The sequence below is a fragment of the Agrobacterium sp. GD03872 genome, assembly GCF_029840625.1.
In the GTDB taxonomy this organism is placed as follows: domain Bacteria; phylum Pseudomonadota; class Alphaproteobacteria; order Rhizobiales; family Rhizobiaceae; genus Agrobacterium; species Agrobacterium fabrum_A.
In genome coordinates this window covers 110,306-135,933 of sequence record NZ_JAOCCY010000003.1, presented here as the reverse complement: position 1 = coordinate 135,933, position 25,628 = coordinate 110,306, and the positions used below count along the sequence as shown (strand labels likewise).

At 59.5% G+C, this 25,628-nt stretch carries 25 protein-coding genes; 15 read left to right on the top strand and 10 right to left on the bottom strand.

Annotated features, from left to right (window positions below):
* Positions 1-256: 256 nt before the first annotated feature.
* Together N5D22_RS08165 and N5D22_RS08160 are read right to left on the bottom strand one after the other, a co-directional pair.
* Positions 257-679, bottom strand: a complete 423-nt coding sequence (locus tag N5D22_RS08165) for a hypothetical protein (protein WP_279657241.1) — start codon at positions 677-679, stop codon at positions 257-259.
* Complete coding sequence (locus N5D22_RS08160; RefSeq protein ID WP_279657242.1) at positions 676-876, bottom strand: DNA-binding protein; 201 nt, start codon at positions 874-876, stop codon at positions 676-678. Before N5D22_RS08160 ends, N5D22_RS08165 begins: the two co-directional genes overlap by 4 nt.
* A gap of 109 nt (positions 877-985) precedes the next feature.
* On the opposite strand from N5D22_RS08160, the gene N5D22_RS08155 reads away from it, so the two are divergent.
* Together N5D22_RS08155 and N5D22_RS08150 are read left to right on the top strand one after the other, a co-directional pair.
* Positions 986-1,309 (top strand): Arc family DNA-binding protein, encoded by a 324-nt coding sequence (locus N5D22_RS08155; protein ID WP_279657243.1) that lies wholly within the window; start codon positions 986-988, stop codon positions 1,307-1,309.
* Entirely contained in the window at positions 1,309-2,481 is a 1,173-nt protein-coding gene (locus N5D22_RS08150; RefSeq protein WP_279657244.1) for a site-specific integrase, read from the top strand. The genes N5D22_RS08155 and N5D22_RS08150 overlap by 1 nt, the downstream gene beginning before the upstream one ends.
* A 221-nt stretch (positions 2,482-2,702) precedes the next feature.
* Here N5D22_RS08150 and N5D22_RS08145 read toward each other — a convergent pair whose 3' ends face one another.
* From N5D22_RS08145 to N5D22_RS08130, 4 genes are read right to left on the bottom strand one after another with little or no spacing between them, the layout of a single operon-like run.
* A complete protein-coding gene (locus N5D22_RS08145) occupies positions 2,703-3,206 on the bottom strand; it encodes a tyrosine-type recombinase/integrase (RefSeq protein ID WP_279657245.1) in 504 nt (167 codons plus the stop codon).
* 13 nt (positions 3,207-3,219) lie between these two features.
* Positions 3,220-3,828 (bottom strand): hypothetical protein, encoded by a 609-nt coding sequence (locus N5D22_RS08140; protein ID WP_279657246.1) that lies wholly within the window; start codon positions 3,826-3,828, stop codon positions 3,220-3,222.
* Entirely contained in the window at positions 3,825-4,085 is a 261-nt protein-coding gene (locus N5D22_RS08135) for a hypothetical protein (RefSeq protein WP_112965103.1), read from the bottom strand. The genes N5D22_RS08140 and N5D22_RS08135 overlap by 4 nt, the downstream gene beginning before the upstream one ends.
* A gap of 45 nt (positions 4,086-4,130) precedes the next feature.
* Positions 4,131-5,000, bottom strand: a complete 870-nt coding sequence (locus N5D22_RS08130; RefSeq protein WP_279657247.1) for an FkbM family methyltransferase — start codon at positions 4,998-5,000, stop codon at positions 4,131-4,133.
* Positions 5,001-5,126: 126 nt separating this feature from the next.
* On the opposite strand from N5D22_RS08130, the gene N5D22_RS08125 reads away from it, so the two are divergent.
* Positions 5,127-5,585: an N-acetylmuramidase domain-containing protein gene (locus N5D22_RS08125; RefSeq protein ID WP_279657248.1), complete on the top strand. Its 459-nt coding sequence runs from the start codon at positions 5,127-5,129 to the stop codon at positions 5,583-5,585.
* A gap of 26 nt (positions 5,586-5,611) precedes the next feature.
* Here the strand turns inward: N5D22_RS08125 and N5D22_RS08120 are convergent, their stop codons facing one another.
* Complete coding sequence (locus N5D22_RS08120) at positions 5,612-5,806, bottom strand: dehydrogenase (RefSeq protein ID WP_279657249.1); 195 nt, start codon at positions 5,804-5,806, stop codon at positions 5,612-5,614.
* Between the two features lie 73 nt (positions 5,807-5,879).
* Positions 5,880-6,119, bottom strand: coding sequence for a hypothetical protein (locus N5D22_RS08115; RefSeq protein WP_279657250.1), 240 nt, complete (start codon positions 6,117-6,119; stop codon positions 5,880-5,882).
* Between the two features lie 446 nt (positions 6,120-6,565).
* Between N5D22_RS08115 and N5D22_RS08110 the strand changes: the two genes are divergently transcribed.
* From N5D22_RS08110 to exoR, 6 genes are all read left to right on the top strand, one after another.
* Positions 6,566-7,237 (top strand): protein-L-isoaspartate O-methyltransferase, encoded by a 672-nt coding sequence (locus tag N5D22_RS08110; protein WP_279657252.1) that lies wholly within the window; start codon positions 6,566-6,568, stop codon positions 7,235-7,237.
* A 391-nt stretch (positions 7,238-7,628) separates the two neighbouring features.
* Positions 7,629-8,600 carry a cell division protein PopZ gene (gene popZ / locus N5D22_RS08105; RefSeq protein ID WP_279657253.1) on the top strand — a complete coding sequence of 324 codons (972 nt, stop codon included), beginning with the start codon at positions 7,629-7,631 and terminating at the stop codon, positions 8,598-8,600.
* A 218-nt stretch (positions 8,601-8,818) separates the two neighbouring features.
* Entirely contained in the window at positions 8,819-11,662 is a 2,844-nt protein-coding gene (locus tag N5D22_RS08100) for a valine--tRNA ligase (protein ID WP_279657254.1), read from the top strand.
* 459 nt (positions 11,663-12,121) lie between these two features.
* A complete protein-coding gene (locus N5D22_RS08095) occupies positions 12,122-13,411 on the top strand; it encodes an OmpP1/FadL family transporter (RefSeq protein ID WP_279657255.1) in 1,290 nt (429 codons plus the stop codon).
* Positions 13,412-13,680: 269 nt separating this feature from the next.
* Positions 13,681-13,974, top strand: coding sequence for a hypothetical protein (locus tag N5D22_RS08090; RefSeq protein ID WP_279657256.1), 294 nt, complete (start codon positions 13,681-13,683; stop codon positions 13,972-13,974).
* Between the two features lies 1 nt (position 13,975).
* A complete protein-coding gene (exoR, locus tag N5D22_RS08085) occupies positions 13,976-14,770 on the top strand; it encodes an exopolysaccharide production regulator ExoR (protein ID WP_279657257.1) in 795 nt (264 codons plus the stop codon).
* A 43-nt stretch (positions 14,771-14,813) separates the two neighbouring features.
* Here exoR and xth read toward each other — a convergent pair whose 3' ends face one another.
* Entirely contained in the window at positions 14,814-15,611 is a 798-nt protein-coding gene (gene xth / locus N5D22_RS08080) for an exodeoxyribonuclease III (protein WP_279657258.1), read from the bottom strand.
* Between the two features lie 299 nt (positions 15,612-15,910).
* The gene (gene erpA, locus N5D22_RS08075; protein ID WP_020811519.1) at positions 15,911-16,243 is read right to left on the bottom strand and encodes an iron-sulfur cluster insertion protein ErpA; all 333 of its coding nucleotides are present in this window, start codon (positions 16,241-16,243) and stop codon (positions 15,911-15,913) included.
* A gap of 226 nt (positions 16,244-16,469) precedes the next feature.
* Between erpA and N5D22_RS08070 the strand changes: the two genes are divergently transcribed.
* The 6 genes from N5D22_RS08070 (at position 16,470) to scpB (ending at position 25,500) form a co-directional block, all read left to right on the top strand.
* Positions 16,470-17,687, top strand: a complete 1,218-nt coding sequence (locus N5D22_RS08070) for a deoxyguanosinetriphosphate triphosphohydrolase (protein ID WP_279657259.1) — start codon at positions 16,470-16,472, stop codon at positions 17,685-17,687.
* A 75-nt stretch (positions 17,688-17,762) separates the two neighbouring features.
* Positions 17,763-19,520 carry an arginine--tRNA ligase gene (argS, locus tag N5D22_RS08065; protein WP_279657260.1) on the top strand — a complete coding sequence of 586 codons (1,758 nt, stop codon included), beginning with the start codon at positions 17,763-17,765 and terminating at the stop codon, positions 19,518-19,520.
* A gap of 66 nt (positions 19,521-19,586) precedes the next feature.
* Positions 19,587-22,613, top strand: coding sequence for an SPOR domain-containing protein (locus N5D22_RS08060; protein ID WP_279657261.1), 3,027 nt, complete (start codon positions 19,587-19,589; stop codon positions 22,611-22,613).
* Between the two features lie 239 nt (positions 22,614-22,852).
* The gene (gene nagZ, locus N5D22_RS08055; protein WP_279657262.1) at positions 22,853-23,869 is read left to right on the top strand and encodes a beta-N-acetylhexosaminidase; all 1,017 of its coding nucleotides are present in this window, start codon (positions 22,853-22,855) and stop codon (positions 23,867-23,869) included.
* 58 nt (positions 23,870-23,927) lie between these two features.
* Positions 23,928-24,773: a ScpA family protein gene (locus tag N5D22_RS08050; RefSeq protein WP_279657263.1), complete on the top strand. Its 846-nt coding sequence runs from the start codon at positions 23,928-23,930 to the stop codon at positions 24,771-24,773.
* Positions 24,766-25,500: an SMC-Scp complex subunit ScpB gene (gene scpB, locus N5D22_RS08045; RefSeq protein ID WP_279657264.1), complete on the top strand. Its 735-nt coding sequence runs from the start codon at positions 24,766-24,768 to the stop codon at positions 25,498-25,500. Before N5D22_RS08050 ends, scpB begins: the two co-directional genes overlap by 8 nt.
* Positions 25,501-25,628: the final 128 nt, after the last annotated feature.

Below are 25,628 nucleotides of genomic sequence, written 5' to 3'. Positions count from 1 at the left end.
CCCTTCTGCGCCAATCTTACGAATCCACGGTCCTGAAGAGCCTCAAGGGCTTTCGCTGCCGGTTTATTCGAGCATCCGAGAGCCGCTTGTATCTCGTTTAAGCTGAAGGGAATCCCTCCATTGTTTTGACCATTGTACCGGCGCTTGAACTCGACCAAGAGTGCGCGGGCATAAACGTCGAGCGACCGATATGCATCGGATTTCAACTCCCACTCATAAAACCGAATATGGCGGGCTTCAGAGTTTCTCCCCTTTTTCATTCGCTCGCCTCGTGAAACTGTTCCAAGAATTCTGGAAGTGTCATGCGATGAGCGGCAGCAAGCGAGGTGAGGGCAAAAACGCGTTCCTCAATTTCGTCGCCGGTTGCTGGCTCTCGTCGCGCCAGTTCGGCGGCCGCGGCCTCGAGGCGCTCGCCCAGTCGGTCATATTCGGCATCGAGAAGCTCGGAGACTGCTGCACTCACAGCGCAACGGGGCATGGACGATATACCGTCCAGTGCATCCATTAGCCGCCGCTTTGCGGTCGTGAACGCCACGAGTTCCCCCACCGTCAGATTTTGCATGATGTCGCTAATCGTGCTATTTGTACGCATGTTCATATCGTTTCCTTGTGTCGGATTGAGTGGACCGTGGCTCGGAACCGTTGGAGCGGTTGCCGGGCCTTTTGTTTTTTGGTTCATGCTACGTCGCCCATAAAAAACTCGAGAAGCTTCGGCTTGCTAGCAACCCAGCGACCTTTGATTTTCCTCGCCGGTATCAAGCCGCGTTCTAAAAGTTGAAAAGTCACTCTCGGAGTACGGCCAATAACCCGTGCGATTTCTTCTCCTCCCCACACCAGTTCGATGCTGTCATTCTTGCTTTCGCCATCGTCGTGCATGTCAGTTCCTTCGCAAATCGGTGAACAGAGGTGATGGCTGGTAGCCACTGGTTAACCATGGCTAATAGCCATCATTGCGTCAAGGATAAAAATATGGCTGATAGCCATCATGACAAAAAAGCCGATATCACAACCGCAGGATAAATTCATTGTTCGCCTTCCCGATGGGTTGAGGGAGCGAATCCGCGCGAGCGCTGAAAACCAAAATCGAAGCATGAACGCGGATATTGTGGCTCGTCTCGAATTGAGCTTCGAAGGTCAGGATCTCTCTGGAAAGGTCGCCTACCTTGAGGGAATGAATGACGCGCTGGGCAGAACAGTGAGGGCGTTCATTGATCATCTTACCCAAACGCCTGAAGGGCGCGAGGCGGTGCTCAAAGCAATACTGACGGACGAATTCTCTGCAGCAATTCCACCTGATGAGGGGCTGTAATGTCTGTACGGAAACGTGAATGGACAACTCCGAAGGGCGAAGCGAAAAGCGCTTGGGTGGTCGATTATTTCGACAACGCAGGTAAGCGCCGGCTGAAAACCTTTAAGTTGAAGAAGGACGCGGACAGGTTCGCCGCCACAGCTTCGGTGGAGGTCAGAGAAGGCGTTCATGTCGCTGACAGTGCGAGCGTGACGGTGGAGAAAGCGGGCTCCCTGTGGATCGCCTCAGGCGAAAGCGCAGGACTTGAGCGTTCGTCGATGGGCCAGCGCAGGAGCCATCTAAAGCATCACATCAACCCGCTTATCGGCCAGACGCTGCTATCGCGCCTCAACGTTCCGGCCGTGCGAGATTTCGAGGACAACTTGCGCCAGAGCGGCCGTTCGCCGGCAATGGTCAAGAAGGTACTGACATCGCTCGGCTCAATCCTGTCCGATGCGAACGAGCGTGGCCTCGCCACGCGCAATCCGGTGCGGGATATCCGCTCCAGCCGCAAGGGCCGTGATCGGCGCCAGGAGAAGCGCCAGAAGGGCAAGCTCGTCGTCGGGGTGGATATTCCCACGAGAAACGAGGTTAAAGCGCTGGTGGCGGCTCTGGACGGCAACTGGAGGCCACTACTTGTGACAGCCATCTTCACCGGTATGCGGTCGTCTGAAATCCGGGGGCTTCGCTGGCGTGACGTGAATTTCAAGAAGGCCGAGATCCACGTCAATCAACGCGCCGACCAGTTCAAGGAAATCGGCCCGACGAAGTCAGAGGCCGGCGTAAGAACAATCCCTGTGCCGCCCGTCGTCATCGCAGCGTTGAAGGAACACAAGCTCCGTCAGACGCCAGGCTTCGAACTGGTATTCGCCAATCCAGACGGAGAACCGCGTTCGCATGCGAACATCGTCAACAAGGGCCTCAAGCCGGCGATGATTCGAGCTGGCGTGACCGTGGGCACGGGTGATGACATCGAGGCGAAATACACCGGCCTTCACGCGCTGCGCCACTTCTACGCCTCGTGGCTTATCAACCGCAAGGAAGACGGCGGCTTAGGTCTGCCGGTTAAAATGGTGCAGGAGCGCATGGGCCATTCCTCGATCGTGATGACAATGGACACCTACGGACACCTGTTCCCGCGGCTGGATGATGGGACAGAACTAGCACAAGCAGCGAACATTCTGCTCGACTGACTGCAACATGGTTGCGACAAACAGCGAAATTGCGCTGTGAAAACAGTATCGGGTGAAAGCCTGCAAATCCTTGTACCCCGGTTCAATTCCGGGCGAGGCCTCCAATTAGCTTTTTCACCGGAAGCAAGTATATGAATTTCCTGAATTATTTTCTAGGTGTGGCAATAAGGGCTTGAACCGTTCCGCCACACTTAAACGAGGTGTGGCAGTCTGTGCCTATTTTATCCCGCCTTCACGTCATCGGCCGGCAGTAGCTTCGAGCCGATTCCATCCCAATTAATTCTCTCCACTGTCTGCCTAGCCAGACGCGCACGCTCAGCGTTGCGGGTGTAGATTTTCGACGTCTTGCCATCCTTCCAGCCAAACATCGCCTCAAGCATGCTGTCTGTTGCTTCGTTGTGGGCGACGTCCGTAGCGAGACCTTTCCGAACCGAGTGAGAGGTTAGGTGTCCCATCCCAGCCTGTCTCCACCAGTCCGATATCCGGTTGCCGAGACCCTTCACCGAGAACGGCTTTCCGAATTCTGTCACGAGATAGGTTAGGTTCTCAACCTTATGGCTGGCCAGCACGGCCTCAAGAATCGGGTGAATGGCTATATCAATGTCTACCGGCGTCCGGTTCCTGTTCTTGAACAGGCGGAGCTTAAAGGCGTCTTTCCGGCGGTGCTGAGGGCCAAGGACAGCCAGATCCGATACGCGGAGACCGGTATACATCTGGATTGCCACGTAGAGCACGGCCTTAGAGCTGGTGCCATGGTGGGCAATGAATTTCTCGATGTCCTCTGGCGTGCCCGTCGCTGTGAGCGTTGAATGGCTGCACGAGCCGTGCGATGTTCGGCACAATGGCCTTTCCGTCTTTCTTGGTGTCAAACACTTGGCGCAGAACCTTTAGCCGCTCATCGGCGGCAAAAGGGGCGTCTCTTTTCCGGTCACGAAGGGCTTCGATATGAGTGACGGTGACTCTAGGAAGAGGGATGTCTGCAACCAGCCGATCGTCCGTATCGCTCAGCCGCTCTTCCCATATCCCTTCCATGATCTTCCGGCGACGGGTGCGCGTCGTCTCATCAAGCGAGATGAACGCGTTGCTGCGCATGTATTCCATGCATAGCCAGCGGAAGCTATTTGGCCGGACGATAGAGGAGAGGGGCTTAGCCTCGACTGCCTTCTCCAGCAATGGCTTCGCTTCCTCGCGGGCCTTCCAGTAGGCGCTGCCGAACTCTTCCGAATCGATGTTGTCGGGAAGCCTGCATAAGCGTTTCCCGTCGATGCGAAGGTAATATCGCATTGACCCATGTCGGCTTTTGTTTTTTTCGATGTACGGCAGATTGATATTCGCCACGTTTATCACGCAGACATCTCCCACCGGTCGTCGTCCGCGCCTTCCTGTTGTTTGGTCGCACCATCCTCCGGCCAAGACGACATCGCGGCTATCACGTCGGAAACAAGCCACACCTTGCGTGTGTGCCACTTCCGCGGCTTCGGAAGAAAACCTTCCTCAACCATCAAATCCACTGTATTGGCACTTACACCAATGGCGCTCGCGACCTCGGCTCGGTTCAGACCAAGGCGCGGCACATTGCGGGCGAGATCAACGGTGTTCGTCATTCGTCCCCGCTTTCCCCGCTAACCAGGCACCCTCCGTCCGCTAGTTCAGCCTCCTACGCCATTCGGGACGCTCAGCAAGCGAGGGCTGATAAATATCGCATCAGCCCAACATAGTTCGTTCGATCGCTTCAATCCGTATTGCCAATCATAGACGCGGTACAGGCGATATCCTAGCGAGTTAAGGTAGGCCGCGATGTCCCAGAAGAGTGGCTGCCCTTCATAGAGGTGCTCAAACTCGACCTCAAGGCAGAGCAAATCGATAGCCCCGACAGCCAGCAGGCCTGACCCACCTCTCAGGGCGGCAAGTTCAGCCCCCTGAATGTCCATCTTGAGAATGTCGATACGATCCCACCCCTCGCTAGCCGCCAGGCTGTCCAGAGTGGTCGTTTCGATATCAACTTGCTCTATTTCACTCGCTTGACCATGCCAATACGACATGTCGCCAATCGGCAATAGAGAATGGGTGCCGTCATGCGAGTTAATGTGAAGCGAGGCTTTGCCTACGTGCTCGGCCAGCCCCAAACGTGACAAGCGGACACGATCGCCATAAGGGCGCAATAGTTCTACCGCTTGGCGATTGTTTGCTTCGTCTGGTTCAAAAGCAAAAACACGGGCAGATGGGAAAGCATCGAGATATTCGATCGTAGAATGCCCGTGATGAGCGCCAACATCGAGGATGATGGATGGCTTTGGCACTAGGCGGCGTTGTTCATCAAGCATGCTTGGCGGGACGGGTGGTAACGCCACTGAGGCCGCGCCTTGCCTGAAGGCATCATCTACCGCGCTTTTAAGACTGTTGATCTCATCCGTCATCAAATCCAGCTGATGATATGTGGATCGAGTGAATGGGACGCGCCGCAGGAAACTCTCAACGAGAGCGCGGATTCTCTTGTTCTTATTGTTTTCGAGCGTCAAACGTCTTCCCCCTCAAGCGCGTTGAAGCGCTCCAATTTAAGTGGAGCGATATTGTAGATTGCAACTTGGCCGGTCAAGGCGATTTCGCCAACCCGTCACCCATAACCCACAATCAGGAGAAGCCTCATGTTGAAGGCTGATGTCGCCCGCTCGATAGAGCGCGTTGCGAGCGTGCACGGTATTGACCCTGCGGCTCTGAAGGCTGTTGTCGAGGTCGAAAGCAACGGTGTTGTCTTTGCCGATATCGACGGCAAGGAAATGCCAGTTATCCGCTTCGAGGGCCATTACTTCGACCGGCTGGTGACGGCATCTCGGCGGGAGGAGGCGAGGCGGCTTGGTCTTGCGTCTCCGACGGTTGGCGGGGTGACGAACCCGGCCTCGCAGAAGGCCCGCTGGCAGCTTCTCGGGCGAGCGATGATGATCGACAAGCAGGCTGCACTGGAAGCACGTCCTTCGGCGTTGGGCAGGTCATGGGCAGCCACTGGAAGGCTCTTGGCTATCCGTCTGTCGTCGCCTTGTTCGAAGAGGCTCGCAGCGGTGTACCCGCGGGCTTCGGCGGCAGATTGTCGTTGCTCCCGCCGGTAAGATCGATCCCGGGACGGTGGCGCATGTCATTTCCGCTCCGCCTCCGGCTTCCATCCCCTTGTAAATCCTGTGCCCATCGCGGCGGTCGCCAAAGCGAGCTGCATACGCAAATGCTGTATGTCCTCCATCAGCGTCTCTATCGCAGCGCGGCTGTCTCCATCGTGCCATGCGATGATGTGGTCTACCGGATCGGCTTCCGGTTCTCTTCTCTTTGGGTGCACGTTCTCATTCTCCTATCTCAGAGTGTCAAAATCTTTCCCTGTTTTGAAAGACGCGCGCCCCCGCGCCGTTAAATCAGTCTGGCATCAAGTCGGCAATTTGCCCGTGCGAAACCAGCAGACGCGGGTTTGCCATGGTGCCGCTTTCCTCATCCACCGTAACAGCATACGCGGCAACGCCCACATGACGAGGGGCCATTGCGCTCGCGATTTTCTCGGCAGAGGCTTGATTGGACGCTTGCCGCATCTCGCCCGGAACAACGCCGCCGCGACCATTTTTGAACTGCACGACAATGATTTTTTCAGCGTCCGACATGTCTATTGATCTCTCGTTTGTTCTATGAATGTTCTCATTTTTTGGCAGAGTCAAGGATGTCTGCTTGGGATCGGAGGGGAGATATTCGCTACAAGGTGTGGCAGCGTGTGGCAGCCGACTTTGAAATCTCTTGATAAATATTTCAGGCAAGGTGTGGCGCTCTCAACCTCATGCCATTGAAAATGCTATTTTCTCCGCTTCCGGGCGAGGCCTCCAAAAATTCCACAAACATGATGGTTTTTCAGTTTTTGACGCCGCTTCGCGGTCATTTGCTGTTCTGAAAATCCCCACCCTTTCGCTTTTTCCCGCACATCCGGCTTAGCGCGCTTGAAAGCGCGCGCCTTGGCAATTATGAGATTATCCAAAGGCGAGGGTGGACCCCGGCCGTTTTGAGCTTTTGGAGCCTGGCTTCCCGACCGGCATCCGTGAAATTGAGGCGATACGATATGATGGATTTCGAAACCGCACGCGCCAATATGGTCGACAGCCAGTTGCGCACGACCGACGTAACGTCGCATTCCGTGCTGAAGGCGTTCCTGAGCGTGCCGCGCGAGGCCTTCGTGCCGGCGGGCGTGCGGCAGATTGCCTATGTGGACGAGGATCTGCAGATCTGTCCGGCCCGCGACGGCCGACCGGCCCGTTATGTCATGAAGGCCTCGCCGCTGGCGAAGCTGCTGCAGCTCGTGGCGGTGTCGAAGGAAGATGTGGTGCTGGAAGTCGGCGGCGGTTCCGGTTATGCGGCAGCCATCCTGTCGCAGCTTGCCGGTTCGGTGGTTTCGCTCGAAAGCGATGAGGAACTGGCGGCAGAGGCGACCGAGACGCTGGCTTCGCTCGGTTATGACAATGTCGCCGTCGTTACCGGCGATCTTGAAAAAGGTTACGCGGGCGAAGCCCCCTATGACCTGGTTTTCGTCAACGGTTCGGTGGAAGAAGTGCCGGCGGCGCTGACCGACCAGCTGCGTGACGGCGGCCGTCTTGTCGTCGTTGTCGGATATGGCGGCGCCGCCAAGGCCACCGTCTACCGCCGCGACGGCAACAGCACATCTGCCGCCACCTTCTTCAACGCATCGGTCAAGCCGCTGCCGGGTTTTGCCAAGGCGGCCGAATTCGTTTTCTGATCGGTAAAAGATCATTCTTTCTCAGGCGCCGGGGTGGATTTTCCGCCCCGGCGTTTTTTATGCCTGACATGCCGGCCGAGCATGTGCTCCAAAGCATTTTTCACAAAGCTGTGCATCATCACGAAACTTGTCGAATCAGTGATTTAGTTCCTCGTTATGCTGACCTAAACTAAGGGTGATTCGGGGTGTGCGTATTTCTGCCCCGCATGATCCTGCGACAGGGACGGCGAAATGCTCAAGCGCTTTGGCCGACCGTGTTTCAGAGCATCGGTGTGACGGTCGATTTCGATTGTCGGCAATGCGATGTGCAAATTGAACAGGTCAAGGAGCGCTTTGCCCGGTGTCCGAGGGATGCGGCAGGGCGCTCGAAAAGTGGAAACCGGGGATTGATATGGCTCAGCCAAGCGTAGCGCGTGAACCGTCCATGGAAGAGATTCTGGCGTCTATCCGCCGGATCATCGAGAGCAACGAGACCGGGCCTGCCGGTGCGTTTTCCGGGCAGTTGCCGCCGGTCTATGACGATGAGGACGAGGCTGCAAGCGAAGCGGCCTTCGTGGCGGAGCCCATCAGCCCGCCGGCGCGCGTTCCCCCGGCCGCCAATCAGGCCTATGGCGCACGACCCGCGCAGGATTTTTCGCCGGCTGCTGAAAAGCCTGTCGCTGAGCGGCAGGAAAGCCCCGCCGAAAAGACCATGTCGCTTGCCGATGTCGCTGCCCGTGTGCGCGCCGCCGCCGACCGTAACGCCGCCATGGGGCCGCAGGCATTCGCCGCGCAGCGCGGCGAGGCCGCGCCGCCGGCCGTTGCCGCCTTGCATGCATCGCAACCTTCCTCCGTATCGTCTTCCGAGCGCGCCGCACCGCAGCGGCCGACGGATGTTCGCCCGTTGATGGCCGCGGTCGCCGCAAGCGTCGATGAGCAACCGGCATCGTTGGCTGTCGAGGACCGCGCCGCTGCCGCCGCCATCGAAAACGCGCCTCCGGCTGAAAGCCGCTTCGATCAGCTGTCGCTGCGCGGTGCGATTGAAACGCCGCTGCCTGCGGAGCGTTTCGAGATTGCCGTGCTGGAGCCTCTCGTCGAGAAGCCGGTATTCGATCTGGCCGAACCGCCGGCAAAAGACGAGGCGGATGTCGGAGGCGGCCTGTCGCTCAATCTCCTCTCCGCCGCTGCCGGTGCGCAGATCGCCCGTTCGTTCAGTGAGCTGGCCGAGGTTTTCGACGGCGTCGAGCGGCGTTCGATCGAGGATATGGCCGCCGAAATGCTGCGCCCGATGCTGCAGGACTGGCTGGAAGACAACCTGCCGACCTTGGTTGAGCGTCTGGTGCGCGAGGAAATCGAGCGCGTGGCGCGCGGTTCGCGCCGCTAACGTGCATTGCAGCCGCGCACGCAATCGCGGCGGATGCGACGAAACAGGGGCCGCTCCGGCATCGGGGCGGCTTTTTTGTTGAAGATGAAGGTGTTATGGGGTCATAGTCACCCGTGGGTCCGCTCAATGGTGGTCTCGCGGGCTGGTTTCTGTTGACTCTCTCCCGTCCATCCTTATTTAAAAAATCCACACAAGAACTCTAAAATTCAGGTCAGGAAATGCTCGAAAAGACCTACGATTCCGCATCCGTCGAACCGAAGATCGCCAAAGCCTGGGACGAGGCTAACGCTTTTCGTGCCGGCGCCAACGCCAAGCCGGGCGCGGAAACCTTCACCATCGTCATCCCGCCGCCGAATGTGACCGGCTCCCTGCATATGGGCCACGCGCTCAACAACACGCTGCAGGATATTCTGGTCCGCTTCGAGCGCATGCGCGGCAAGGACGTGCTGTGGCAGCCGGGCATGGACCATGCCGGCATCGCCACGCAGATGGTCGTCGAGCGCAAGTTGATGGAGCAGCAGCTTCCGGGCCGCCGCGAGATGGGCCGCGAGGCCTTCGTGGAGAAGGTCTGGGAATGGAAGGCCGAATCCGGCGGCCTGATCTTCAACCAGCTGAAACGTCTCGGCGCCTCCTGTGACTGGTCGCGCGAGCGCTTCACCATGGATGAGGGCCTGTCCGAAGCCGTTCTCGAGGTCTTCGTCACCCTTTACAAGCAGAACCTGATTTACAAGGACAAGCGCCTCGTCAACTGGGACCCGAAACTGCAGACTGCGATTTCCGACATGGAAGTCGAACAGATCGAGGTGAAGGGCAACCTTTGGCACTTCCGTTATCCGCTGGAAAAGGGTGTCACCTATCAATACCCGGTCGCTTTCGACGAGGAGGGCAAGCCCACCGAGTTCGAAACCCGCGATTATATCGTCGTCGCCACGACGCGGCCCGAAACCATGCTCGGTGATACCGGCGTTGCTGTGAACCCGAAGGATGAACGGTACAAGGGCATCGTCGGCAAGCACGTCATCCTGCCGATTGTCGGCCGCAAGATTCCGATCGTCGCCGATGACTATGCCGATCCGACGGCCGGCACGGGCGCGGTGAAGATCACGCCGGCGCATGATTTCAACGATTTCGAAGTCGGCAGGCGCTGCGGTCTGCGCGCCATCAACGTCATGAATATCGACGGCACGATCACCATCAAGGAGAACGAGGATTTCCTCGAAGGCCTCAGCCATCCCGCCGCGCTGCATGGCGCATGGGATCGTCTGGAAGGACAGGATCGCTTCTTCGCCCGCAAGGTTATCGTCGAAATCTTCGAGGAAGCCGGGCTGCTCGACAAGATCGAGCCGCACAAGCATGTGGTGCCGCATGGTGACCGCGGCGGCGTGCCGATCGAGCCGCGCCTGACCGACCAGTGGTGGGTGGACAACAAGACGCTCGCCCAGCCGGCGATTGCCTCCGTTCGTGAAGGCCGCACCAATTTCGTGCCGAAGAACTGGGAAAACACCTACTTCCAGTGGATGGAGAACATCCAGCCCTGGTGCATTTCGCGGCAATTGTGGTGGGGACACCAGATTCCCGCATGGTATGGCCCGGATGGGCAGGTCTTTGTTGAGAAGACCGAAGAAGAGGCGCTGCAGGCGGCCATCCAGCACTACATCGCCCACGAAGGCCCGTGGAAGGCCTGGGTCGAGGAGAAGCTCGAGAACTTTGCGCCGGGTGAAATCCTGACGCGCGATGAAGACGTGCTCGACACCTGGTTCTCGTCGGCGCTCTGGCCTTTCTCGACGCTCGGCTGGCCCGAGCAGACGCCGGAACTGGCGCGTTATTATCCGACCAACGTGCTGGTGACCGGTTTCGACATCATCCCGTTCTGGGTGGTGCGGATGATGCAGATGGGCCTGCATTTCATGAAGGACGATGCGGGCAATCCGGTCGAGCCCTTCAGCACGGTCTATATTCACGCGCTGGTTCGGGACAAGAACGGCCAGAAGATGTCGAAGTCCAAGGGCAACGTCATCGATCCGCTGGAACTGATCGACGAATATGGTGCGGATGCGCTGCGTTTCACGCTCGCCATCATGGCGGCGCAGGGTCGCGACGTGAAGCTCGATCCGGCGCGTATTGCCGGTTATCGCAACTTCGGCACCAAGCTCTGGAATGCGACGCGTTTTGCCGAGATGAACGGCGTGAAGCGCGATCCGCATTTCCTTGCAGAAACCGCTTCGCTGACCATCAACCGCTGGATCCTGACCGAGCTTGCCAATACGGCGCGCGACGTGACGGCGGCGCTTGAGAATTTCCGCTTCAACGATGCGTCAGGCATTCTCTATCGTTTCGTCTGGAACCAGTTCTGCGACTGGTATCTGGAATTGCTGAAGCCCGTCTTCGGCGGCGAGGACGAAAAGGCGAAGAAGGAATCGCAGGCCTGCGCGGCCTATGTTCTGGATGAGATCTACAAGCTGCTGCATCCCTTCATGCCCTTCATGACCGAAGAGCTGTGGGCGCATACGGCGGGCGAGGGCGAGGAGCGGGATGATCTGCTTTGCCTCACCGACTGGCCGGTGCCGGAATTCCGCGACGATGCCGCAGCTGCGGAAATCAACTGGCTGATCGATCTCGTTTCCGGCATCCGCTCCGCGCGCGCCGAGATGAACGTGCCGCCGGGCGCCACAGCTTCGCTTGTCGTCGTTGGCGCCAATACCTCCACCGAAGCGCGGCTCGACCGCCATGCCGCCGCCATCCGGCGCCTGGCGCGGGCGGACGAAATCCGCGCCGCCGATGTTGCGCCGAAGGGCTCCGCTCAGATCATCGTTGGTGAGGCGACGGTCTGCCTGCCGCTCGGCAACCTCATCGATCTGGCGGCCGAGGAAGCGCGTCTTGAAAAGGCGATCGGCAAGGTGGATGCGGAAATGGAACGTATCGACAAGAAGCTCTCGAACGAGAAGTTCGTGGCCAATGCCGATCCGGAAGTCGTGGCCGCCGAACGCGAACGCAAGGCGGAGCTGGAAGTGCAGCTCGCCAGCCTGAGAACGGCGCTCGCACGGGTCAGCGAAGCAGGCTGATATCGCTTAAGGTCTTGCAGGAATAGAAAACGCCCCGGTTCAAACGGGGCGTTTTTTGTTTTGGTGTAACAATTCGTCTCGATTGATTGCTGCGCTGCAACGGCGAATCATGCCCGTGCGAAAGCGCGTTTATTTCACGCCATATCCGGCCGAAAGCCCTCCAGACGGCCAAAAAACCAAGCAAAAACGGCCTGATAAGCGCGTTTCCCCGGGAAACCCGCGAGTGTGGTTATTTGGCGACAATTCCTGTCCTAAGTGGGAATTTGTTTCATTTTATGTCTGATTGCTTCAATTGGATTAGAAAAATAACCTAAAATGATTATGCAAGGGCAGCGACATGAAATTCTTACGTAAAAAATGGAGAAGTGTCGCAGAACTGTGCCAGAGTGCGGCAGATTGTCATTTGCCGCGAAGCGCTTCACTCTTTTGACGATCACATTGCCTTAATTGGGGAGAGAGATGGCAAAAACTGCAATTTTTCGCGGCGCGGTATGTTTCGCAGTCAGCATCGCGGCGGTAACGCCTTCACTGGCGGGTGGCCTTGAGCGCGGTGGTTACAATATCGACCTGCTGTTCGATCCGTCCGATTACGTTCTCGACAGTTCCACCACCTTTGTCGCGCCGCAGCGCAAGGTGGAGAATGCACGTGACAATCCGCTGAAAAGCGGTCCCTTGCCTGCGTCCTGGTCCAGGACGGCGGACGACTCCGAAAACTTCTGGTCGACCCGCATTGGCGCCAAGGCGTCGATCGGCGATTTCGGCGACTGCATGTTCGATTATTCGCAGCCGTGGGGCGCACATCTCAATCCCGGCATCTGGCAGGGATCGAGCTACAACATCGAAACCAAGGTCAAGTCGCACAATTATGCCACGACCTGCCGGGTGAAATTCGATGTTGGCAAGGGTGACTTCTCGATCATCGGCGGCGGCTTCTACCAGGAGATCAGCGGTTATAAATACCGTCAGGTTCTTGGCCCGGCCGTTCTTGGCCTGAACCCGGCCTGGTCCAGCTTCAGTGGCGTCGGCAAACTGGAGATGGAAGGTGACGGCTGGGGCTGGCGCGCCGGCGTTGCCTACGAGATCCCTGAGATCGCCTTCCGTGCGAGCCTCGTTTATAACAGCGCCGTCGATCACGACCTGACCGGGGTCGCCGACGTTAGAGGGGTTCCGCAGACGCCGCCGTCCATCTCTCCGACGCTCGCGAAATACGGCGGCAAGCTCGTGCCGATCTATGGCTCTGTTTCGATGCCTGATAGCATCGAACTCAAGGTGCAATCCGGCATTGCGCCGGACTGGCTCGCTTTCGGTTCGGTCAAGTGGACTGACTGGAGCCAGATTCAGGTCATTCCTTTCTGCGCGGTCGGCACGTCCCCCTGCGTTCCGAGCGGCGCTGACACGCTGAACACGCTCGACCTGTTTTATCGCGACGGCTGGACGATTTCCGGCGGCGTCGGTCACAAGTTCAACGAGCAGTGGAGCGGTGCTGTGAGCCTGACCTGGGATCGCGGTACATCGACCGTCATCGGCACCCAGACCGACACCTGGACGCTGGGCACGCAGATCGTCTACTCCCCGAACAAGAACATCGAGTTCAAGATTGCCGGTGCTCTCGGCCTCCTGACCTCCGGCAGCTCTTCCATCAACGGCGGACCTTGCGGCGCGGGCTTCACCTGCGGCAACGAGGCAGGCTACGATTTCGGCAACGACCTCGTGGCGGCGATCTCCACGGGCGTCAAGGTCAAGTTCTGACGCCTTACTTCCGTATATGCTAAAATAAAGGTCCGGTTTACCAACCGGGCCTTTTTTTGATCTGCAGCTATGATTCCTGCTCGATAAAATCTTCTGGCCCGAGAGTTTTGTGACGATTTGGCAACACTTTTCTGCAAGCGTGTGGTCGCGTTGGAATGTGAGCATATCTGTCCATTTCCCGCCACAAACAGGGTGCTTGGCTTATGTTTAAAGGCGCGGGAATGGAAGAACATGCAGGCGTTTGATGTGGGCCTGCGGAGTTGCAGAAAGTGAAAACGGGTTTGGATTCAGGGTTTAAGCAAGTAATACGGGAATTTGGCCCGGCTTTCTTGCTTGACGCTGGCCGGCGGGCGGCGAAATGCCGTTATATTGCCGGAAATTATGCCTATATCTGTTTCACTGGAAAATTAGGGCAATTGCCGCATGAGACCACCGGTGGTGCGCTGGAAAGTGCTGCCGGAAAGACGCAGTGTGTTCGAAAAATCGCGACCCGGCGGGGTTCGGCTTTGCAGTATTCCGCAAGTATTGGCTATATGCCGGGAAGAGTGAGAGAAGTTCGCTGAAATGCTGAAATGTGAAGCCAACGTTTTAAAGCCGCTCCTCATGGGCATGTTGCTTGCGTCGCTCGCAATGCCTGCCGCGGCTTTTGACATCAATGCGGGCGTGACCAAGGAATCCGGCCCCTTCGATCTGTTCAAGTTCGGCTTCAAGGCCTACAAGAACGGCAATAAGGGCGAAGCCGTCGAGGCCTATCGCTACGCGGCTGAAAAGGGCCATACCGGCTCGCGCTGGGCGCTTGCCAATATGTATGCCTTTGGTGACGGCGTCGCCAAGAACGATTTCGAAGCTTTCAAGATCTATAGCGAAATTGCCAATCAGGGCGTCGAGCCGGGTTCGGAAGATACCGGCTTCTTTGTCAATGCGCTGCTTTCTCTCGCCGATTATTACCGGCACGGCATTCCCGGCAGCCCTGTCAAAATGGACCTTTCGCAGGCCCGCCAGCTTTATTTCCAGGTGGCTTCCACCTTTGGCGTCGCGGAGGCGCAGTTCCGTCTGGCGGAGATGATTCTCGCCGGCGAAGGCGGCCGCGCCGATGTGCAGCAGGCCAAGAAATGGCTTAATCAGGCCCGCAAGCACGGCCATGCCGGTGCCATGTCGATTTTCGGCAACCTGCTGTTCCAGGAAGGCCAGACGACGCAGGGGCTGGCCTTCATGACGGCGGCGCTCGACAAGTGCACGGCGGTTGACTGTACCTGGATCCAGAACCTGCAGGAGCAGGCTTTCTCACTTGCGGGCGAAAATGATCGCCGCGCCGCCATTGCCATGGCGCAGAACATGCAGCTCGACGGTCCGGATTGAGACTGTCGAGCGCGCTTGATTTTTTCAACCTGTGAAGAGCCGGTCAGCCGACCGGGCTGAAGTCGAAATAACCGCAGACCGGCACATGGTCGGACGGTTTTTCCCAGGCCCGTACATGTTTTTCGATGCTGACGGATTGCAGCCGGTCGGCCGCTTCCGCCGATAACATCAGGTGATCGATGCGGATGCCGTTGTTTTTCGGCCATGCGCCGGCCTGATAGTCCCAGAAGGAATAAAGTCCTGCTTCATCCGTAGTCGCGCGCGCGGCGTCGGTGAAGCCCAGATTCTCCAGCCTGCGGAACGCCGCGCGGGTCTGCGGCAGGAACAGCGCATCGCCTTCCCACACGCGTGGGTCGTGGCAATCGAAGGGTTCAGGGATGACGTTATAGTCGCCCGCGAGGATCAGCGGTTCTTCCAGCGCAAGGCGATCTTCGGCAAAGCGCCGCAGCCGCTCCATCCAGGCAAGCTTGTAGGGATATTTCACCGGATCATCAGGTGGATTGCCGTTCGGCAGGTAAAGCGAGCAGACGCGGATCGCACCGCCATCGACGGAAAACACGCCTTCGATGAAACGCGCCTGTTCGTCGGCATCGTCGCCCGGCAGGCCGCGATTGACCTCGTCGGGCTTGACCTTCGACAGCAGCGCGACACCGTTGAAGCCCTTCTGGCCATGGGTCTCGACGTGATAACCGAGCGCCTCCAGCTCCAGCCGGGGAAACCCCTCGTCAACCGATTTTATTTCCTGAAGGCAGACGATGTCGGGCGATGAATCCTTCAGCCACTGGCAGAGGTTTTCGATACGCGCCTTGACGCCGTTGATGTTCCAGGTGGCAATCTTCATCGGAGTTTCCCTTTTGTGGAGGGTACTTTTACCCGATGCAAAAGCGATTGCCACCGTTTTTGGAAAGCGGCCCTGTGGATGCGGTGGAAAGAAGCAAGAATGGCGCGGTTCTCGTTTCCCTCATTCCTGTGCTTGTCACAGGAATCCAGCCGACGCGCGTCTGCGCGACGAGAGGACTTTTTTCAGCCCAAGGACTTGGGCTGGCTGGATCCCTGTGACAAGCACAGGGATGAGGGGAGGAGAGAGATGTGGATCACCTCAAAGCTGAGAGCATCGAGGTTGAGTCGCGGGCCATTCGCTCAAATAGAAAAGCTCGTGCCACAGCCGCAGCTTGCCACCGCATTCGGGTTCTTGATCTGGAACGACTGGCCGAGCAGATTGTCCACGAAGTCGATTTCCGAGCCGGCCATATAGACGACCGAGAGGCTGTCGATCAGCACCTTGGCGTCGCCGCGGGCAATCACGATGTCGTCATCGGCTTTGTCTTCGGCCAGATCGAACTTGTAGGAGAAGCCCGAGCAGCCGCCGCCTTCCACCGAGACGCGCAGCGCCTGTTTGCCGGCTTCGGCCGCGACGATCTGGGCGATTCGCTTCGCCGCAGCTTCAGAAAGGGTAATGTCGCTGTTTTCCATGTCGTTTCTCCTGCCGGGGTCAAGAACCGGAGAGCAATAATCTCGTTGTCACCATTATAAACCGGTCAAATTACCGGTCTATAGCCTGTGTGAAGACGGTCAGCGCGGCGATGATGCTTTGCGCTGACCTCTGCGATAGGTATGAAGGGTGAATGAAAAGGTCAATGGCCGAGACCAAAAGGAAGTCACAGCCGAGGTCATGGCGGAGAAGACAACAGGTGGATGCATGATCATAGACCAGCGCGCATTGGGTTTCGGAAGCGGCGAGAGGGCGGTTTTCGCCTCCGATCCATGGACCACGCGCGGACGTCTTTTTCCCGAAGAGGGAAGCCTGACGCGTTCCGAATTCCAGCGCGACCGCGACCGCATCGTTCACACGACAGCCTTTCGTCGCCTGAAGCATAAGACACAGGTCTTCATCAGCCCTGACGGCGACCATTACCGCACCCGGCTTACCCACACCATCGAGGTGGCGCAGATCGCCCGGGCGCTCGCCCGCGCGCTGAAGCTGGATGAGGATCTGGCCGAAGGCGTGGCGCTGGTGCATGATTTCGGCCATACGCCTTTCGGCCATACCGGCGAAGATGCGCTGGATGCGGTGCTGCTGCCCTATGGCGGCTTCGATCATAACGCGCAGTCGCTGCGCATCGTCACCAAGCTGGAGCGCCGTTATGCCGAATATGACGGCATCAACCTGACCTGGGAGACGCTCGAAGGTCTCGTCAAGCACAATGGGCCGCTGGTGGACGCCAGGGGCGAGGGGATCAAGGGACCGGTTCCGCTGCCCATTCTCGAATATTGCGAGCTGCAGGATCTGGAGATCGGCAGCTATGCCAGCCTCGAGGCGCAGGTGGCGGCGATTGCCGATGACATCGCCTATAATACCCACGACATCGATGACGGGTTGCGCGCCGGTTATCTCACCTTCGAGATGCTGGAGGAGGTGCCTTTCCTCGGCGGCCTGATGGCGCAGGTGCGGGCGAAATATCCCGTGCTCGACAAGGAGCGTTTCGCCAATGAGATCATGCGCCGGCAGATCACCCATATGGTCGAAGATGTGATCGGCGTTGCGCAGCAGAATCTCGCCCGGCTGAAGCCGAAGAGTGCGGCGGATATCCGCGCTGCCGATTTCACCGTCGCGACCTTCTCGGCCGAGATGGCCGAGACCGACCGGCAAATCAAGAAATTGCTGTTCGCCCATATCTACCGGCATCCGGAAATCATGCGCATCCGCGCCGGCGCGACAAAGATCGTCACCGATCTTTTCCACCGTTATATGGAAACGCCGGCGGAAATGCAGAGCCACTATTGGGTGGACAGCATTTCCGGCATGAGCGTGGCCGCAAAAGCCCGGCATGTGGGCGACTATCTGGCCGGCATGACCGACAGTTATGCACTGCGCGCCCACCAGCGTCTGTTTGACCACACCCCCGATTTGCGATAGGCAGCGGGCGATCGCGAAGCCGACCCGGTTATGATGGCCGGATATAAACAGAAGCCCTTCGCGCAGGTTGGAACGATGAACATTTTTGCCGATTTCGATACCAGGATCAAAAACGCGCTCGAGACCCTCGATCTCGTGAAAGAGAACCGCGAAAAGGTCGATTTCAGTCGAATTACCGTCGAATCCCCGCGCGATCTCAGCCATGGCGATGTCGCAACCAATGCCGCCATGGTGCTGGCGAAGCCGCTCGGCACCAATCCGCGCGCGCTTGCCGAACTCATCGTGCCGGCTCTTCAGGCGGATGGCGATGTCGACAGCGTCAATGTCGCGGGTCCTGGCTTCATCAATCTCAAGGTCTCGGTCGGTTACTGGCAGCGTCTTCTCGCCGACATGATCGGGCAGGGCGTCGATTTCGGCCGCTCCACCATCGGTGCGGGCCAGAAGATCAACGTCGAATATGTCTCCGCCAATCCGACCGGTCCGATGCATGTCGGCCATTGCCGTGGCGCCGTCGTCGGCGATACGCTGGCGAACCTGCTGGCTTTTGCCGGTTACGGCGTTACCAAGGAATATTACATCAACGATGCCGGCTCGCAGATCGATGTGCTGGCCCGTTCGGTGTTCCTGCGTTACCGCGAGGCGCTTGGCGAAGATATCGGCACCATTCCGTCCGGTCTTTATCCCGGCGACTATCTCGTTCCCGTCGGCCAGGCGCTGGCGGATGAATATGGCATCAAGCTGCGCGCCATGCCCGAGGAAAAGTGGATGCCGATCGTCAAGGACAAGGCGATCGACGCGATGATGGCGATGATCCGCGAGGATCTGGCGCTGCTCAACGTCCGGCACGACGTGTTCTTCTCGGAGCGCACGCTGCATGAGGGCAATGGCGGTCCGATCCTCTCTGCTATCAACGACCTCACCTTCAAGGGCCATGTCTACAAGGGCACCCTGCCGCCGCCGAAGGGCGAATTGCCTGAGGACTGGGAAGACCGCGAACAGACGCTGTTCCGCTCCACGGAAGTGGGCGACGATATGGACCGCGCGCTGATGAAATCGGACGGTTCTTACACCTATTTCGCCGCCGACGTTGCTTATTTCAAGAACAAGTTCGACCGTGGTTTCTCCGAGATGATCTATGTGCTCGGCGCCGACCATGGCGGTTACGTGAAGCGGCTGGAAGCGGTCGCGCGCGCCGTCTCCGAAGGCAAGTCGAAACTGACGGTGCTTCTGTGCCAGCTCGTCAAGCTGTTCCGCGATGGCGAGCCGGTGAAGATGTCGAAGCGCTCCGGCGACTTCGTCACGCTGCGCGATGTTGTCGACGAAGTGGGTCGCGATCCGGTGCGATTCATGATGCTTTATCGGAAGAATTCCGAGCCGCTGGACTTCGATTTTGCGAAAGTGACCGAACAATCGAAGGATAATCCGGTTTTTTACGTGCAATATGCACACGCCCGCTCACAGTCGATCTTCCGGCAGGCGCAGGAAGCGTTTCCGGGGCTTGCTCCCTCTGCGGAAGAGATGGCGGCATCCGTTGCTTTGATCAGCGATATCAACGAGTTGCAGCTGGTTGCAAAGCTTGCCGAATATCCGCGCCTGATCGAATCGGCGGCCCTTTCGCACGAGCCGCACCGGCTTGCTTTTTACCTCTACGATCTCGCCAGTTCCTTCCATGGACACTGGAACAAGGGTAAGGATCAGCCGGAATTACGTTTTATTAACGATAAAAACCGAGAATTGAGCATTGCCAGACTTGGGCTGGTGAATGCTGTCGCAAATGTTTTGAAGTCTGGCCTTACGCTTTTGGGAGCGGACGCACCTGACGAAATGCGATAACATCTCACCATTATTTGCTCACAATACGCTGGCAAGAGCTGCAATGCGTAGATGGTGGAACACGTAATGGTCGAAAAAAATGTCGCGTATAACCGGGACGCCCGGTCCGAAGGCTTCGCTGACAACGATCCTCTGGCAGAACTGGCGCGTATCGTCGGCTTCGAAGATCGTCCTTCGCATGCGGGTTCCGAAGCTGCGCCACGCGCTGCCTCACCGGCAACCCGCCGCGAACCCGAATTCAACCTCGAGGACGAGCTGCTTCGGGAGTTCGAGGTTTACGATGCGCCGCACGCCGATCCGGTCGTTCTTGATCCGGCAAACGATGTTCGTGCGGGCATCCACCCCAATGATTTCATGCAGCGTGTCGAATCGGTATTCGCCCGCCGTGAGCCGGAGCTTGCGCCGGTGGCCGAACCCGCACCCGTGGCCGCATCTGCACCAGAGGTGAGGGAAGAGCCGCTCCCGGAAGTCGATCAGGCCTATATTCACAACTATGTCGAAACGACCACGCAGGATATTCGCGCGGATTTCCGCGACGATGCGGGCGCGGTGGCGGAAGTTTTCGATGTGCATTCGCGCCAGTCGCGTCCTGCCGAGCCTATGGTTTACCAGCAGGCCGCCCAGCAGGTGGCGTGGGAAGAGCCGCAGGCCGCGGAACCCGTAGAGCCAGAATGGCACACCATGCCGGAGCTTCCGGCCGATGTTTCGAGCAATATTCACGCCGAAGGCCATTCCTATGCGGCGGAGCCGCAGGCTTTCGATCTCGCCGATGAGGTGGAAATCGCTGTCGCCGAGGAAGCGCCCGCACCGGTTTCCGTGCGTCCGCCGTCGCATGGCGGCCGTTCTTCGCTGGAATTTTCCAGCCTTCGGCTGCCGCTCGCCAACTTCGGCGCGCGCCGGGATGTTTCGGCTGCCGATCCGAGGCGGGTCGGGCCGCGTTCCGAGCAGCAACCTGCCGCAGCCCGCATCGAGCCGCAGGTCGAAGCCGCGCCTGCCGTCGTTCAGGCAGAAGAAACCGCGCCTTCCTTTGCGCTGCCAGTCGCTGAGACCTTCACGCCTGCCGCAGAGCCTCTGGCGTTTGAGGTTGCTGAGACGCCGGCAGCGAAACATCTCTCGCCGATGGACGAGCTGATTTACGACGTCGCGAAATATTCCATTCCCGGTCGTGGCGAAACACCGCTGGTGCAGGACGTTCCCGCTGCGCAGGCTGCGAAGGTGGAGCCGCCCGTGGTTGCCGCCGCATCGGTGAAGGCGCAGCCAATTGCCGCTGCCGCGCCCGCGGCACCCGCAGAGGAGCTTGATTTCACGGATTTCGCCGGCTTCAACGATGATGATTTCGAGCTTGCGCTCGACGATCTCGACCTTGATCTGGACCTGTCCGAAATTGCCGAAGCGGAGGTTGTGCCTGCGCCGCAGCCCGTGCGCCCGCAGCCGGCCGCACCGGTCGCCGTTGCGGCTGCCGCGCCGCAGCCGGTGAGGGTGCAGCCTGCACCACAGCCGCGCCCGGCCCCTGTTGCCGCGGCCACGCCGGTGGCCGCCGTTCCGGCTCAGCCGCGCCCGGCCGTCGCAGGACCGCAGCCGGTTGCACCGCAAACGCTGGAAAGCCTGCCTTTCGACCCTTCGCAGATCGGCGAGACGGAAGAGCATCCGGAAACCATCGTCGAGATGGACGTGCCGGAACTGCCGGTCGGAGTTTTTGAACCGAAACCCGCCGCGCGCCGTCACGAGGAAGATCTCGATATCGATACCGAGCTTGCGACGCTGTTTGCGCCTGCGGTTGCCGGTGGTCTCGACCGTCATAAACACGCGGAAAACCGTGGCGCCGCCCAGGCGCGTCCGGTTCAGGCTCCGGAAGAAGCCGACGAATTCGAACGGGCGCTGGAAGAGGATTTCCGCCGCTCGATGCAGGAGGCCGCGGCTTCCCGCGGCAATGCGTCCCGCGATGCCGAGAACACCTATGTCGACCATCAGGCGGCTTATCGTGACGAGGATGAACGCGGCGGTCGCCGCTGGATCATGCCGGTTGCCGCCGCAATCGGTCTGGTGCTGATCGGCGGCGGCGTTTACGCGCTGGTGTCAGGCGGTTCGTCCAGCACCGGTTCCAATGGCGCGCCTGTTATCATCTCCGCCGATAACGATCCGATGAAGGTCGCGCCGGAAAATCCGGGCGGTCGCGTTGTGCCGAACCAGGACAAGGCGGTTTATGACCGCGTGGCCGGCGGCAGCGCTGCCGATCCGAAGCAGCCGGCGCTGATTTCCAGCAACGAGCAGCCTGTGGATGTGGTTCAGCGCACGCTGATCCCAGAACAGTTGCCGCTGGAAGGCGAAAACGACGCGGATATGGAAGCCGCCGGCACGCCGGTTGGCGAGACCGAGGATCCGCGCCTGCTTTCGCCGGAAGAAAAGGCCGCGCAGAACGAAGGTTCGGCTGCAACCGGCGTTTCGCCGCGCAAGGTCCGCACCATGATCGTCAAGCCTGACGGCACGCTGGTTGCCCAGGAAGTCGAGGTGCCGGCAGCCCAGCCGCCGAAGGCCGACAAGGTTGCGGAGCTTGCCGCACCGCAGACTGCGAAGCCGGGTGAGGGCGCTCCCGCCGTCATCGCCGCTTCGCGGGTTCCGGTCGCTCCGGAGCAGGCTCAGCCGCAGGCCAACACGCCTGCCGCAACGACACCGGCTGCACAGTCGGCGGCGCCCGTTCCTGCGGCGCGTCCGTCCTCGCAGCCGGCCAATGTGGTGGCAACGGTGACCAACCAGGGCAATGTCCGCCCCGCGACCGCTCCGGCGCAGCCGCAGGCTGCGCAGCAGCAGACGGCAGCCGCGACCCCGGCAGCGACCAGCACGCCTTCCGCCGGTGGCTACTACATCCAGATCGCCTCGTTGCCGAGCCAGGCGGAAGCCCAGAAGTCCTACCAGAACATGTCGGCCAAGTTCGGCTCGGTCATCGGTGGACGTGGCGTCGACATCAAGGCCGCCGAAATCGCCGGCAAGGGCACGTTCTACCGCGTCCGCATCCCGGCGGGTGACAAGAACGAAGCCGTGGCGCTGTGCGAAAAGTTCCGCTCGGCCGGCGGCAGCTGCCTCGTGGCGCGCTGATAGCGGCCGATACGGCGCGGAAAGATTGGGGCTGCCGCACGAGGCAGCCCTTATAGTATTTGGACCTTCGATCACACTCTGCGCCATCCTCGGGCCTAACCCGAGGATCCACAACCTGGAGCGATGGATCCTCGGGTCAAGCCCGAGGATGACGACGGAAAGGTTGTCGGACGATTTTCGCGGTCCCGATGGCGCAGTCTCCTTACCCTTACCCCTATTTTCCCTGAGAGCGTGACACCATGACCGATTGCAAAGCGATGATCCTCGGATGCAGCGGGCTTTCGCTGACTGCCGACGAGATTGCCCTTTACCGTGATGAGCAGCCCTGGGGCTTCATCCTGTTCGGGCGCAATATTGGCGAGCCGCAGCAGATCACCGATCTCGTCGCCGCCATGCGTGACGCCGTTGGTCGGCCAGACGCGCCGGTTCTGATCGACCAGGAGGGCGGGCGCGTGCAGCGTATCAAGCCGCCGATCCTGCAGGCCTATCCGAACGCCCGCATTCTCGGCGAAATCTATGAGCGCGACCGGGGGGCGGGTCTGCGCGCCGCCTGGCTGATGTCGCGCCTGCACGCCTTCGACCTCATGAAATTCGGCATCAACGTCGATTGCCTGCCGGTGCTCGACGTGCCGGTGGAAGGCGCCAGCAATGTCATCGGCAACCGCGCCTATGGATACACCCCGACCATGGTGGCCGAGATGGGGCAGGCGGCGGCCGACGGGCTGAAGGCGGGCGGCATGCTGCCTGTCATGAAGCATATGCCGGGCCATGGCCGCGGCATGGTGGATTCGCATCATGAACTGCCGGTCGTCGATGTGCCGCTCGATGAGCTGGACACCCATGATTTTGTGCCGTTCCGGGCGCTGAACCGCGAATTGATGGCGATGAGCGCGCATTTGGTGTTCAACGCCGTCGACCGCGAACGGCCGGCGACGACTTCGACGAAGGTGATCGAGGAAATCATTCGCGGCCGGATCGGCTTTGACGGCCTGCTGATGTCCGACGACAGTTCCATGAATGCGCTGAAGGGCACGCTCGGTGAAAGAGCTGCGAATATTGTTGCTGGTGGCTGCGATATAGTCTTGCATTGCAACGGGGTGATGGGTGAAATGCTTCAGGTCGTGAAGGAGGTTCCCGTTCTTTCCGGCCGTTCGCTGGAGCGGGTGCGGGCCGTGGAAGCGGGTTTCCCCATTGCGGACCCTTCCGACGAAGCGGAACTGAGAGCCGAATTCAACGCCATGTGGGCCGTTTCCTGACAGTCGGGCGGCGGCCCGTTACTCGGGACGACAGGCCGGACGCCCGGCGGATGGAACAATGGCCGCAGACAAGTCTCGCAATTCAACACCGATGGACAAGTTCTGGCAGGATGTGACGCCGGAGCGGCTGACGGGCGAGGCCGGGCTGGTCATCGATGTCGCGGGTTTCGAAGGCCCGCTCGATCTGCTGCTGCATCTTGCCCGCACGCAGAAGGTCGATCTGTCGCGCATTTCGGTGCTGGCGCTGGCCGAACAATATCTGCAATTCGTGGAAAGCGCGCGGCGCGTGCGCATCGAGCTTGCCGCCGATTATCTCGTCATGGCAGCGTGGCTCGCCTTTCTCAAATCCAAGCTGCTCATTCCGCAGCAATCGAAGGATGACGGTCCCTCGGGCGAGGAAATGGCCGCGACGCTGGCCTTCCGGCTGAAACGCCTGGAAGCGATGCGCGAGGCGGCGGAACGCCTCGTCAACCGCGCCCAGCTCGGCCGCGATGTTTTTGCCCGTGGCGCGCCGGAGCATATTCCGCACATCAACCGCTCGGCCTATGAGGCGAACCTTTACGATCTCCTCAGCGCCTATGCCAATCTGCGGCAGCGGCAGGCGATTACCCAGGTCACGATTGAAAAACGCCAGGTCTGGTCGCTTGTCGAGGCGCGTGAGCTTTTGACCCATCTCCTCGGCGATGTCGGGGAATGGACCGTGCTTGATCAATATCTGCTGCAATATGTGCCCGATCCCGCCATGCGGGTGACGGCGATTGCCAGCGCCTTTGCCGCTTCGCTGGAGCTGGTGCGCGAGGGCTCGCTGCAAATCCGGCAGGAGGGCGCTTTCCAGCCGATTTATATGCGCAAGGGTGGACGAGACGACCGTGCGGCGAATGCCGAAAGGACCGATAATGATTGACAACGATGAGATCGCCGAAGCCACCATCGTGACCTATGGCGCAGCGCCCGAACCGACGGTATTTTCCGAGCGCCAGCTGAAGGAGGCCGAGCGGATCGCCGAGGCCCTGGTCTTTGCCTCGTCCGAACCGGTTTCCGTGGGTTTCATCGCCGAGCGCCTGCCGCGCGGCATGGATGTCGTCGCCATTCTGCAGCGTCTTAAGGTTCTTTATGCGGAGCGCGGCGTCAATCTCGTGCAGGTGGGCGGGCAATGGGTCTTCCGCACCGCCGGCGATCTTTCCTTTGTCATCCGCGCCGAGGAAAAGGAGCCGAAGAAGCTGTCGCGCGCGGCGCTGGAAGTTTTGGCGATTATCGCCTATCATCAGCCGGTGACACGCGCCGAAATCGAGGAAATCCGCGGCGTGCAGACCTCGCGCGGCACGCTCGATGTGCTGATGGAGGCGGGCTGGGTCCGGTTCCGTGGCCGCAGGCGCACACCCGGCAGGCCGGTGACGATCGGCACCACGGTGGAGTTTCTCGACCATTTCGGCCTTGAGGAATTGCGCGATCTGCCGGGCCTTGAGGAACTGAAGGGTGCGGGGCTGCTTTCGGGCCGTATTCCTTCCAATTTCGGCGTTCCTCTGCCGATGATGAGCGACGAGTTGCGCGAGGATGAAGACCCGATCACGCAGCTTGATCTCGAAGAGCTGGGCCTGCTTGCGCCCGGCGGCGGCGATGGTGACGATTGATATCGCCGGCATGCGGGCAAGGCCACGAAAACTTTATGCGCACGCGCTGTTGAAGCGACGATTTGTTGTTTGAAAAAGCCTTTCAAACATCTTACATCGTCTGAAAGCGAAATTCAGGAGTTTCAGTT

Excerpts from the sequence above, each read along its gene's own strand:
- N5D22_RS08165 (WP_279657241.1), bottom strand. The coding sequence starts at position 679 with ATGAACCAAAAAACAAAAGGCCCGGCAACCGCTCCAACGGTTCCGAGC.
- N5D22_RS08160 (WP_279657242.1), bottom strand. The coding sequence starts at position 876 with ATGCACGACGATGGCGAAAGCAAGAATGACAGCATCGAACTGGTGTGG.
- N5D22_RS08155 (WP_279657243.1), top strand. The coding sequence starts at position 986 with ATGACAAAAAAGCCGATATCACAACCGCAGGATAAATTCATTGTTCGC.
- N5D22_RS08150 (WP_279657244.1), top strand. The coding sequence starts at position 1,309 with ATGTCTGTACGGAAACGTGAATGGACAACTCCGAAGGGCGAAGCGAAA.
- N5D22_RS08135 (WP_112965103.1), bottom strand. The coding sequence starts at position 4,085 with ATGACGAACACCGTTGATCTCGCCCGCAATGTGCCGCGCCTTGGTCTG.
- N5D22_RS08125 (WP_279657248.1), top strand. The coding sequence starts at position 5,127 with ATGTTGAAGGCTGATGTCGCCCGCTCGATAGAGCGCGTTGCGAGCGTG.
- N5D22_RS08115 (WP_279657250.1), bottom strand. The coding sequence starts at position 6,119 with ATGTCGGACGCTGAAAAAATCATTGTCGTGCAGTTCAAAAATGGTCGC.
- N5D22_RS08110 (WP_279657252.1), top strand. The coding sequence starts at position 6,566 with ATGATGGATTTCGAAACCGCACGCGCCAATATGGTCGACAGCCAGTTG.
- popZ (WP_279657253.1), top strand. The coding sequence starts at position 7,629 with ATGGCTCAGCCAAGCGTAGCGCGTGAACCGTCCATGGAAGAGATTCTG.
- N5D22_RS08100 (WP_279657254.1), top strand. The coding sequence starts at position 8,819 with ATGCTCGAAAAGACCTACGATTCCGCATCCGTCGAACCGAAGATCGCC.
- N5D22_RS08095 (WP_279657255.1), top strand. The coding sequence starts at position 12,122 with ATGGCAAAAACTGCAATTTTTCGCGGCGCGGTATGTTTCGCAGTCAGC.
- exoR (WP_279657257.1), top strand. The coding sequence starts at position 13,976 with ATGCTGAAATGTGAAGCCAACGTTTTAAAGCCGCTCCTCATGGGCATG.
- xth (WP_279657258.1), bottom strand. The coding sequence starts at position 15,611 with ATGAAGATTGCCACCTGGAACATCAACGGCGTCAAGGCGCGTATCGAA.
- erpA (WP_020811519.1), bottom strand. The coding sequence starts at position 16,243 with ATGGAAAACAGCGACATTACCCTTTCTGAAGCTGCGGCGAAGCGAATC.
- N5D22_RS08070 (WP_279657259.1), top strand. The coding sequence starts at position 16,470 with ATGATCATAGACCAGCGCGCATTGGGTTTCGGAAGCGGCGAGAGGGCG.
- argS (WP_279657260.1), top strand. The coding sequence starts at position 17,763 with ATGAACATTTTTGCCGATTTCGATACCAGGATCAAAAACGCGCTCGAG.
- N5D22_RS08060 (WP_279657261.1), top strand. The coding sequence starts at position 19,587 with ATGGTCGAAAAAAATGTCGCGTATAACCGGGACGCCCGGTCCGAAGGC.
- nagZ (WP_279657262.1), top strand. The coding sequence starts at position 22,853 with ATGACCGATTGCAAAGCGATGATCCTCGGATGCAGCGGGCTTTCGCTG.
- N5D22_RS08050 (WP_279657263.1), top strand. The coding sequence starts at position 23,928 with ATGGCCGCAGACAAGTCTCGCAATTCAACACCGATGGACAAGTTCTGG.
- scpB (WP_279657264.1), top strand. The coding sequence starts at position 24,766 with ATGATTGACAACGATGAGATCGCCGAAGCCACCATCGTGACCTATGGC.